The 11,456-nt window shown below is 45.6% G+C and carries 9 protein-coding genes and 1 pseudogene; 6 read left to right on the top strand and 4 right to left on the bottom strand.

The features are described from left to right. The first annotated feature begins 44 nt into the window (after positions 1-44). A complete protein-coding gene (locus ACX9GV_RS14515; RefSeq protein WP_473195995.1) occupies positions 45-779 on the top strand; it encodes a phosphoadenylyl-sulfate reductase in 735 nt (244 codons plus the stop codon). Between the two features lie 148 nt (positions 780-927). Here the strand turns inward: ACX9GV_RS14515 and ACX9GV_RS14510 are convergent, their stop codons facing one another. The 4 genes from ACX9GV_RS14510 to ACX9GV_RS14495 all read right to left on the bottom strand — a co-directional run bounded on the left by ACX9GV_RS14510 (position 928) and on the right by ACX9GV_RS14495 (position 6,153). Continuing rightward, a complete protein-coding gene (locus tag ACX9GV_RS14510) occupies positions 928-1,269 on the bottom strand; it encodes a hypothetical protein (RefSeq protein WP_473195994.1) in 342 nt (113 codons plus the stop codon). Positions 1,270-1,558: 289 nt separating this feature from the next. After that, a complete protein-coding gene (locus ACX9GV_RS14505) occupies positions 1,559-2,398 on the bottom strand; it encodes a hypothetical protein (protein WP_473195993.1) in 840 nt (279 codons plus the stop codon). 1 nt (position 2,399) lies between these two features. Beyond that, positions 2,400-4,634 (bottom strand): AAA family ATPase, encoded by a 2,235-nt coding sequence (locus ACX9GV_RS14500; RefSeq protein ID WP_473195992.1) that lies wholly within the window; start codon positions 4,632-4,634, stop codon positions 2,400-2,402. Between the two features lie 439 nt (positions 4,635-5,073). Next, positions 5,074-6,153, bottom strand: coding sequence for an aminopeptidase (locus ACX9GV_RS14495; RefSeq protein ID WP_473195991.1), 1,080 nt, complete (start codon positions 6,151-6,153; stop codon positions 5,074-5,076). Between the two features lie 286 nt (positions 6,154-6,439). Here ACX9GV_RS14495 and cysG point away from each other — a divergent pair. The 5 genes and pseudogenes from cysG to ACX9GV_RS14470 form a co-directional block, all read left to right on the top strand. Continuing rightward, a pseudogene (gene cysG / locus ACX9GV_RS14490) lies at positions 6,440-7,822 on the top strand (siroheme synthase CysG); the annotation flags it as partial. 161 nt (positions 7,823-7,983) lie between these two features. Beyond that, on the top strand, positions 7,984-8,892 hold the full coding sequence (gene cysD / locus ACX9GV_RS14485; protein WP_023492494.1) for a sulfate adenylyltransferase subunit CysD: 909 nt from the start codon (positions 7,984-7,986) through the stop codon (positions 8,890-8,892). 11 nt (positions 8,893-8,903) lie between these two features. Beyond that, positions 8,904-10,346 carry a sulfate adenylyltransferase subunit CysN gene (gene cysN, locus ACX9GV_RS14480; RefSeq protein WP_473195990.1) on the top strand — a complete coding sequence of 481 codons (1,443 nt, stop codon included), beginning with the start codon at positions 8,904-8,906 and terminating at the stop codon, positions 10,344-10,346. After that, positions 10,339-10,968, top strand: coding sequence for an adenylyl-sulfate kinase (gene cysC, locus ACX9GV_RS14475; protein WP_473195989.1), 630 nt, complete (start codon positions 10,339-10,341; stop codon positions 10,966-10,968). The genes cysN and cysC overlap by 8 nt, the downstream gene beginning before the upstream one ends. 114 nt (positions 10,969-11,082) lie before the next feature. Continuing rightward, the gene (locus ACX9GV_RS14470; protein ID WP_037385925.1) at positions 11,083-11,406 is read left to right on the top strand and encodes a DUF3561 family protein; all 324 of its coding nucleotides are present in this window, start codon (positions 11,083-11,085) and stop codon (positions 11,404-11,406) included. Positions 11,407-11,456 lie beyond the last annotated feature (50 nt).

Below are 11,456 nucleotides of genomic sequence, written 5' to 3'. Positions count from 1 at the left end.
TTGAAGGATGAAGGGTAGAGTGATGGTCTCTGGAGGTATGCAATATGGTTCAATTCAATTTGGCGGCGTTAAATGCCCAACCAAAATCTGGGCAGGCATTGTCACTGGCGGTCGTCAATGGCCAGTTGGAGCAGATGTCTGCACAGCAGCGGGTGGCGTGGGCGTTAGAGCATTTGCCCGGTGAATTTGTGCTCACCTCCAGTTTCGGTATCCAAGCGGCGGTGTGCTTGCATCTGGTAACGCGCATTAAGCCGGATATTCCGGTGATCCTAACGGATACCGGCTATCTGTTTCCGGAAACCTATCAGTTTATCGACCAACTTACCGATCAGTTGCAACTGAACTTGCAAGTATACCGAGCTGAACAGTCGCCCGCCTGGCAAGAGGCGCGTTACGGCAAACTGTGGGAACAGGGGGTGAGCGGGATTGAACAATATAATCAGCTTAACAAAGTGGAACCCATGGACCGCGCGCTAAAAACACTGGGGGCGCAGACCTGGTTTGCTGGTTTGCGCCGTGAACAATCAGATAGCCGCGCCAATCTACCCGTATTGGCGGTACAACGCGGGGTATTTAAATTCCTGCCGATTATCGATTGGGATAACCGCCAGATTTATCACTATCTGACCGAACATGGCTTGAATTACCACCCGCTATGGGAACAGGGCTACCTGTCCGTGGGCGACACCCACACCACCCGTAAATGGGAAGCGGGCATGAGTGAAGAAGAAACCCGGTTCTTTGGCCTCAAACGCGAATGTGGGCTACATGAGGGGTGACTTGAACCAATGCCCCCTGATATAGGCGAGTGAGGTTGGGGGGATCTTCTAAACTCTATTCTTTTTTCTATGAGCTCAGACTTGGCCTGATAGTTTTCTCGGGTGGCAGATAATCGAGTGTGGCTGGCGGCTTTGAGCTAAGCGGACATTACTGCCTGCTTGAAGGATCGTACTCCCAGTGTGATTCATCGCTATAAATCGTACCATCGTCATCCATTACTCGGGCGTTGAGGTGCTTCGCAATTTGCAACATTTTTCTATACAGATTTGTGTCAGGCCACTTGGTGTAAATGTTTCCTGCACTCCAGTCAAGCCATGGCTCATCATAGTGTGATGGCCCTGACCAGAGTGCATTATAATCGCCGTTTTTAACATTTATACTGAGTTCATCATCGCTATTGATGTAAGCAAGCCATTCATCAGGTGTTATTTGGGCTTCGTCATTATCTGCCCAAAACTCAGCTCTTGTGATGTGAAACTCAACGCCCATAGTATCCTCTAAACACAATTTTAGATTGTGATTTTGCCCAATTGATCACAGTTATAACTTGCGCCCATACATTAACATATTGACCTATTAGTAACACCTTCGTTTGAGTGGACAGTATTTGCAAATTCGAAGGGGTCGTATCGTCAGTTTCTCGTTCATAGCTGTCACAGGGCCGCTATGAGCGAAAAGCGGAAGTTAACCAACAATGAGAAATGGCTACGTAAACTGTGGCTATTCATTTTGATCATATAGTGAACGAACTTAAACTGCCGCTAAGCGGCAGCTTAAATCAATAAAACATATTTTTAATTACCTTACACTGTGAGCAGCTTTCTATATCTTCCATCCTTAAGAAATCCGACTTGGATATAATTACTGAATTATTCATCCCGGAAAACTGAAGCTGACCAAACAAATTAACCTTGGATTTTTTTTCAGAATATTTAGAAGCGCCCTTTCGTTCTTCTACACCATCAATGACATGCAATTCCCTGGTTCTTTCTTTATCCAATAGATGATTGGATAGAAAGTCAGATACGTGCTCCAACAAGTCATTATCTTTTCCTGAAAAATGCCCAAGCAATATATCTTCAAGCACTCCTGTATCACCATTATTCTCATGATAGATATAACAACCTAACTCATGCTTACCATAAGCCACTACTGAGCCATTAGATAAAGCCGTTTGTATCTCAAGCTCAGCAGTCATTTCAGAGAGTCGACTTGGCACACCATGATCATCAGCATCGAAAAAGAATAAAAACCTAAACTCATAATTTAAATCTTTTGAAAAATCATCATCCCCAACTAACTCGGAGTAAAGATTTATTAATATCTTTCTTTCGGCACTGCGTCCATCGCCATTAAGATTGTGGAGAAGAACGATCTTCCCTTCAAATTCTAACGCAACAGAAGGTAAAAGAAAATTAGGGCTTTGATATCCTAGTTTCCTGTCAGCCAATACCATTTTTCCAGCAATGCCATCAAAAAGAGCATTAAAAGGAAAAGGAAAGTCTTTTATTTTCCTGTTGTCGGTTTTGAATCCTGCAGTATAGAGAATTCTACTTATAAAGGAGATGTCATGCTGTCCTTCACATGCTACTACGACCACTTTATTCTTTATGCTCATATTAACCCCTAATGTCCAGAGCAATATTTTCAATAAGATACTTAAAGCGCTCCCCTTCTACTCTTTTTGAGCTGATTTCATTGCCGCTATTAATCATCTGGAAGCCTGTTACTTGTTCTGTTTTATAACCATTTTCAACAAATGCTTCGATACACTCACGAGAATGAGAAGTTAAAAAAACTTGAACATTAAAGGTCTCAGCAAGCTCTTGTGTTAATCGGGTAAACTCTTTTAAGAGGCTAAAGTGTATAGCTGTTTCAAATTCATCAATTAATATCACCCCATTCCTACATGAAGCAAATGCTAGCGCAATATAAAAAATTCGCTGAATACCTTCACCATAAGTAGTTAAATCAAAACTGCGTTCCAATGAGTACTTTGATTCTACTAAGAAACGTTTAACATCCATTTCTTCAGTATAACGAATATCGACAATGCTATCTTCTACGCGTTTCATGAAATCGATGATAAGGTTAATAGCTGTCTGTGAAAGACCATCAACTGTTGTAACCTTAAGTTCAACGCTTCGATTATAATCACTAATTGAATCATCGATATCATAAAAATATGGACTCTTAAATGATGATGAACAAAGATGAGATACTTGATCCGAAATCCTTATCATACTTTCATGTACATATGTATGGACCAAATTTGATATCACTGTGCTATCAATTTGAGATGTCAGTTTATATGATGCTATATAGTCATCTTTTTTATCAACGGTAGATTCGTCGAATTTTTCCATGTGAACTGAAACATCAACTCCGTTAAACCGTCCATCAATAGAAATTCGATCCTGAAACACGGCATTTAAAAACACTGGACTTAAAGATGGGAATTTATTTTTTTGTCTGATCAAATTAAAATGTGAAGCCATATCATTTCTTTGAGTAAGAAGATAGACCGCTTCCAAGAACGTGGTTTTAGCTGTGTTATTAAATCCTGCAAAAATATTTATTCTATTTAAATTATTAATTTCAAAATTCTTTAGTTTTTTGTATTTTTTTATATTGATAGATTCAAAGTGAGATTTGACACCATATTCGAAAACAGTAGTGAAATTCCCACCCTCAATATTTAGGCTATTTTTCTTGGGTATAATTTTCGATAAACTGTCTTTGGCATCCTCTAAAATCCGTGTATCATCAGCACTAATTAATGTTCTGTAGTTAGTTAAACTTCTTAATGATTCCGAAAGGTTCGACAGGGAATTTTGGTAGTTTTGTTTATCAACAGACCCACTTGATACTAAACCACGAGCAAGGCTTCTTTCATCTTCCATAACCTTCAAAGCATGATCGTTTTCAATAAACAAAGCGAGATCACGAATTTCAAGTGATTTTGTTATGATTGGCTCAAGCTCTTTATAATCATCACAGTTGTCGTAACCATCTCCATCTTCATTTTCTTCTGGTTCTGCATAAACTTCAGTTTTAGAAATCCAAGAAAAAAGACGTTCTAAGTTAATTAAATTATTTGCAAAATAACCGGTGTCATTCCATCCCAACCAATTTTTGATAACTGGTTTTTTCATTACCTCCTCAAAAATACCAACCATATCCGTAGAAAACTGCTCGCTATAATCACTCATTTTATAATATTGAATTAAATTATAAACTCGCAGCATTGATCTAAGGCGATGTTTGGTTATCCCTAATGAGTTTACCAAATCATTTTCTTTATTAATATATTCTTCACGAGATGAGTCTTGATAAGGTTTCAGAAAGTCGAACAGTAACTTCGATTGATTAAACGTGGACCATTTTTTATTTCCACTAATATGCTTCAATCCCATGACTATGAGATGTTTTTCATTTTCTTCTTTACTATGAATTTCAAATGGCACGCTTCTAAATATTGCAGGATCAAGGTTGCCTATTTCAAACCCATTTTCGAGCGCTTCCTGTAAAAACTTTAAGGCAGTTACTCGGCGGTTGCCTTCTAAAACAAGATATCTGTTATCACCTAATTCTCTAACCTGGATAATATCCACATCCAAAAAACCATTAGCTTTAAAGCTTGCTAAGAGGTCCCGAATGTTCTCCTGTCCTCGCCCTTCAATAAAGGTACGTGTTCTTTTCTGTACTTGTGTATCTAAAAGATTATCTTCGCCGACAAACCTGTAATTTTCGTTATCGACAAAGCGGTAATTATTAGGATCTAGATATAGATTCTTAAGATTCCTACTAAGTCTAGTAGTTCTGAGTGTTTCTTTAACCGATTCTGAAGTCATGGAAACCATCCTGTTAACCTTTTGGTTCCAATTTATATTAGCCACACCATTTATTCAAACGGTTACTGCCTGCGCACTCGCATCTCCGCTACATCTTCCCACTTTATGTTGCGGTTTTCATACACATGCACTCAGTGAATAGAGCCTCACTCATAGAGTTCTACTTAAGTGACATGTGAAAATGTCTCAAAGTGAGTGGCCCCGTTTAGTATGGCACTTACAGGGTCAACTCTAGAAATGTTAACAATGTCCGTTTATGGCACTTAGCGGCCAACCCAAGATACCGCAGGCCTGCAAAGAACAAAAAGCAAACATCTTTCTGACTCAACCGATTTACCATTAGCGCGGTTCTTGATTCATATTCAGCGCGGCACACAGCTGCCTGCCAGATTAGCTATCGCTCTGTGCTGTAACAGTATTAGCACAGAGCTGGTATAGCCTATTTCACCTTCTTACCTTTCACCCCCGCTGCTGGCCGCGCTTGCGCTAGCTGTTTAATCAGAGGCAGCAGGATCTGCACGCTGTCGTGGCTGCGTTTCTCAATCCGCCCTGGGAGATGGGTTTCCAGATATTGCAAATTATCATATTGCGGGCGATGCCAGGTGACCCCTTGTGGGAAGCTTGGGCTGATGGCCCGCTGCTGATAGCCATCTTTCGCCCCCAGTAACCAGTTAGTCGCTTCTACGGATAGGAACGGAATTTTTGCCTGGTCAAACAGTTCTTTATTGGGATCATGCTCTTTTTGACTGTTTTTGCCGTCAGGAACCAGAGCGGCGTCAATGCCGTAGCGGTGGGCAAGGTTTAGTGCCTGATCACGGGATTGCTTAATGATATCGGGTTGGGTGTTATCACCGGATTGGAAATAGAGACGATCCCCGGTAATCAGCTTGTCGAGGTTAATCACCAGCAAGGTATTTTCACGCTCTGCCGGCGACATCCGTTGCAGGTAGTTTTTGGTCCCCAACAAATGGAGCTCATCCCCACTGGTAGCGATAAAACGTAGGCTATAAGTGGTGGGGATATCTTTAAGTCTGTTAGCCAACTCTAGCATCACACCGACGCCAGAGGCGTTGTCGTCCACACCCTGTAACGTCAGCCCCCCCAGATTATTATCCACGTCATCATCACTGACCGGGGTATAAGTATCAAAGTGCGTCATGATAATGATCTGCTTGGGCTGATCACCGTTTTTGGCCGCAATGACCGAGGTAAAGGTAATTTTATGCCAGTTTTCACTGCGGTTTTTGTTGGTATAAAGATAACGGTCGTCAACGGTGCGGGTATCAGCTGGGTAGCCCATCTCTGTAAACTGTTGTTTTAGATAATCTGCCGCAAGCATTTCGGCGGGGCTGCCAGCCATCCGACCAGGAAAGTAGGTAGCGATATAGCGTATCTGGCTGGCCGCAAACTGACCCAGCGGCACTTCTTTGTGGGCTTTATCAGGGGCCGCATACAGGTTGGCACTACCGCTGAAAGCGGCTAACAACAGCCCGGTTCTCAGGCATAAGCGGAAAAACATACCGAAAAATCCTTCTGTAACAGAGGTGGAGCCAAATATATTTGCAAGTTCAGTATGGGACGTGATGGCGAATTACACAATTTATGTGTTTATTAATTTTGTGGCCAATGTGCAAGTTGCGCTGTTACTCATCCTAGGGTTATTCAATTTACAACTCACCGTTACTCATTTAAATAAATTTGCCGGTATATTCCATTATGGAACTACTCATACTTATTAGTCATTTCATCGAGCAAATCTCACTCCGTATAGTCACACTATCTTTTTGTTATAGGCAAAGGCCACTGTGGACTATTTACCTCTATTTGCTGATCTCAAACAACGTCCGGTGTTGGTGGTGGGGGGCGGTGCGGTCGCTGCGCGTAAAGTGGAGCAGCTTCAACGTGCAGGCGCGGTAATCCATGTGGTTGCCCAGGCGCTGTCTGCGGAACTTAAGCAACTTTATCAGCAAGGGCTGATTTATTGGCTGGGGCAGGCTTTTACCCCCTCGCAATTGGATGGGGTGTTTCTGGTAATTGCCGCCACCGATGACAGTGCACTCAATGCCGAAGTCTTTGCCGAAGCAGACAAACGTTGTGTATTGGCCAATGTGGTTGATGACCAACCCCGTTGCTCCTTTATCTTTCCATCAATTATTGATCGTTCTCCGCTTATGGTGGCCATCTCTTCGGGTGGTCAGGCCCCCGTCTTAGCCCGCATGCTAAGGGAAAAATTAGAGGCATTACTGCCTGCCAGCTTGGGGCGCGTGGCTCAATTGGCGGGGAAATTACGTGGTAAAGTAAAACAGCAAGTCGCCTCTTTTAGTCACCGGCGCCGGTTTTGGGAAAAGCTGTTTAATGGGCACTTTGTTTCGCTGGTGGCTCAGGGCCGGGTAGTGCAAGCTGAGCAGCAATTGGAGCAGGAGCTAAGCGCCTTTGTGCAGGGGAGTGAACAGGAGCAAGGGGAAATAGCCTTAGTGGGGGCTGGGCCCGGTGATGTGGGCTTGTTGACCTTACGTGGTTTACAGGTGATGCAACTGGCAGATGTGGTGCTTTATGATCACTTGGTAAGCCAGGAGGTACTGGATTTGGTTCGTCGTGATGCGGAACGTATCTGTGTCGGTAAACGTGCTGGTGCGCACTCGGCTTCTCAGGACGAGATTAATCGTTTGCTGGTTACGCTGGCGCAACAAGGGAAACGCGTGGTGCGTTTGAAGGGGGGCGATCCTTTCCTGTTTGGCCGTGGTGGGGAAGAGCTGCAAGTTGCTGCGGCTGCTGGTATTCCTTTCCAGGTGGTGCCCGGAGTGACTGCCGCTGTAGGGGCGACGGCTTATGCCGGTATTCCACTCACTCATCGTGATTACGCACAAAGCGTGACCTTTATTACCGGTCATTGCCGTGCGGATGATAATAGCCTGGATTGGCTAGCGTTAGCGCGGGCCCATCAAACCCTGGCGATTTATATGGGCACCCTGAAAGCCGCCGATATCAGCCGTAACTTGATCACTCATGGCCGTGGTGCTGATACCCCAGTGGCGGTGATTAGCCGCGGAACACGCCGAGATCAGCAGGTACAGACTGGTACCTTGCAGCAACTGGAACAATTGGCTCAACAGGCACCCCTACCGGCGTTATTGGTGATTGGTGAAGTGGTGGAATTACATCATCAGATCGCCTGGTTTGGGCATCAAGCGGCGCAAGCGGACTTTTTCACACTGCAGCCAGAAGATCCCAACGTCAACTCAAACCACCGGTCAGATTATGTTGACGTGGTCAATTCTTCCAAAGAGCTGGCATAACGGCGGGTATCCATCGGTTTTAGGCAGTAAGGCAATCTATTTAAGGAGCGGTTATGGACCAAAAACGACTCACTCATTTGCGGCAATTGGAGGCGGAAAGTATCCATATCATCCGTGAGGTTGCTGCTGAATTCGCCAATCCGGTGATGCTCTACTCCATCGGCAAAGACTCTTCGGTGATGCTGCACTTGGCACGTAAGGCATTCTATCCTGGTTCGTTACCATTTCCCTTGCTGCATGTGGATACCGGTTGGAAGTTTCGCGAAATGTATCAATTCCGTGATCGTACTGCCAAACAGTACGGGTTTGAGCTATTAGTGCATAAAAACCCCGATGGTGTAGCGATGGGAATCAGCCCCTTTGCTCATGGTAGTGCTAAACATACCGATATCATGAAAACCGAAGGCCTGAAGCAAGCGCTGAACAAATATGGCTTTGATGCTGCCTTTGGTGGGGCGCGCCGTGACGAAGAAAAATCACGAGCTAAAGAGCGGATCTACTCTTTTCGTGACCGTTTTCATCGCTGGGACCCGAAAAATCAACGCCCTGAGTTATGGCATAACTATAACGGCCAGATAAACCAGGGTGAGAGTATCCGGGTGTTCCCGTTATCAAACTGGACAGAACTCGATATCTGGCAATACATCTTCCTGGAAAAGATCGAGATCGTGCCGCTTTATCTGGCAAAACCGCGCCCGGTGATTGAGCGTGATGGCATGTTATTAATGGTGGATGACGATCGCGTCGATATACAGCCGGGTGAAGTGATCAGCCAGCGGATGGTGCGTTTCCGTACCTTAGGGTGTTGGCCATTAACCGGGGCGGTAGACTCATCGGCACAAACCCTGCCGGAAATCATTGAGGAAATGCTGCTTTCTACTACCAGCGAACGACAGGGGCGTATGATCGATCGTGACCAGTCCGGTTCGATGGAGTTGAAAAAGCGTCAAGGCTATTTTTGAGGAACCGCCGGATGAATAATCATGTGATTGCACAACAAATTGCACAACAGGGTGGAGTAGAAGCCTATCTGTATGCTCAGCAACATAAAAGCTTGCTGCGTTTCTTGACTTGCGGCAGTGTCGACGACGGCAAAAGCACCCTGATTGGTCGTTTGCTGCACGATACCCGCCAAATCTACGAAGATCAGCTCTCAGTACTGCATACTGACAGTAAACGTATTGGGACTCAGGGCGAAAAACTCGATCTGGCCTTACTGGTTGATGGCCTGCAGGCAGAACGAGAACAAGGCATCACCATCGACGTCGCTTATCGTTATTTCTCTACCGAACAACGTAAGTTTATTATTGCCGATACACCGGGGCACGAGCAGTACACCCGCAATATGGCTACCGGTGCCTCCACCTGTGATTTGGCTATCCTGCTGATTGATGCGCGCAAAGGCGTGCTTGATCAGACGCGACGCCACAGTTTTATTGCTACTTTGCTCGGCATCCGGCATTTGGTGGTGGCGGTGAACAAGATGGATCTGGTGGATTACAGTGAGGCGATCTTTGAACAGTTTAAACAGGATTATCTGACTTTCGCGCAACGCTTACCTGATGATCTGGATATTAAATTTGTGCCGCTGTCAGCGTTGGATGGTGACAATGTCGCCACACCGAGCGCACGGATGCCTTGGTACCCAGGCCCAACCCTGTTGGAGCTCCTGGAAAGCGTTGATGTGGTGAGTGACCGTGAAAATCAACCGTTGCGTTTCCCGGTGCAATACGTCAACCGCCCGAATCTCGATTTCCGTGGTTATGCGGGCACGCTGTCAGCCGGTGTGGTGCGTGTGGGGCAGCGTATTAAGGTGCTGCCTTCAGGGGTTGAGTCAACCGTGGCACGTATCGTGACATTTGATGGTGACCTGCAACAGGCGATACCCGGTGAAGCGATTACGCTGGTACTGGAAAACGAGATAGACATTAGCCGTGGCGACCTGCTGGTGGATGCGAGTGAAACATTACAGCCGGTGCAAAGTGCGTTGGTGGATGTGGTGTGGATGGTGGAGCAGGCTTTACAGCCGGGTCAACGCTTTAATGTCAAAATAGCCGGTAAGAAGACCTGTGCCCGTGTTGAGAGTATTCACCATCAGGTGGACATAAACTCCTTGGTACATCATCAGGTTGATGCATTACCGCTCAATGGTATTGGGCTGGTGGAACTCACCTTTGATGAACCGTTGCTATTGGATAGCTATCAGCAGAATCATGATACTGGCAGCTTGATCTTCATTGACCGCTTGAGCAACGTCACGGTGGGTGCCGGATTGGTGCGCCAAGCGTTACACCAGGCTAAGTCAGTCGTGACGGGTGAGTTCAGTGCCTTTGAGTTGGAATTGAACGCTTTGGTACGCAAGCATTTTCCTCACTGGGGGGCACGTGACCTGCTTAAGGGGAGCTCACATGGTTGAAGGGCCAAGAGCAGCCACCGGGCGTGATGATGAGAATATCGTATGGCATTCACATGCCGTCACACGCACTCAACGTGAAAGCAGTCATGGTCACCAAGGGCTGGTTATATGGTTTACCGGCCTGTCAGGTTCCGGCAAATCGACCATCGCAGGGTTACTGGAGCAAGCGCTACATCAATTGGGGGTACGTACCTATCTGTTGGATGGCGATAATGTGCGCCATGGTTTGTGCAGTGATCTGGGTTTTTCTGACCAGGATCGGCGCGAGAATATCCGTCGGGTGGGTGAGGTTGCCAAACTGATGGTGGATGCTGGCTTGGTGGTCTTAACGGCGTTTATTTCCCCGCATCGAGCCGAACGAGAGATGGTGCGCCATATGCTGGATGAGGGGCGTTTCATTGAGGTATTTGTCGATACGCCGTTGGCAATTTGTGAGGCACGTGACCCAAAAGGCTTGTATAAAAAAGCGCGCTCGGGGCAACTGCGAAATTTCACCGGTATTGATGCGATGTATGAGGTACCAGAACGACCTGAGGTGCATCTGGATGGCAAACAATTAGTTACAAATTTGACTGAGCAATTATTAGACGTATTACGCCGTCAGGCTATTATCAGATCTTAAGTTTAAAAAGGGCATGGTGTTTTTTGCCATGCGTCTTTAGAGGTTTATTCAAGCTGTAGCTATATATTCAGCTGGGTAGTGATGGATATCGCAGATAAATAACTTGGGAAGCGTATGCAAAATGTCACGCCGATGTCGATATTGATAGCGGCACAACAGGAGCAAGAAGAGCCCGCTTATTTTTTTCTGGGGGGCATCAGTGGATTTGTTTTCTACTGGTTGGCTTTTGCTGTGCCTTTTATGGTCTATGGTGCTAACACACTGTTCTTGTTGCTCTATACATGGCCGTTTTTTCTTTCCTTAATGCCGCTTTCCGTCCTACTGGGTATCGCTTTCAGTATCCTGTTACGGGGGCATGTGGTCTTCACGCTATTATTGACGGGGATCGTAGTGCTAGGGCTATTTTGGTGGGTCTTTAGCTTGTTGAGTGGCTGGTAAGAGAAAGGGCGCTTAGTGCGCGCCCCTGAGATGACAGCATAGTGTTAAAG

This window comes from Serratia sp. 25CWL12 (genome assembly GCF_055790885.1).
The sequence above is the reverse complement of the archived record's forward strand: the minus strand, read 5'-3'. Positions and strand labels throughout refer to the sequence as shown.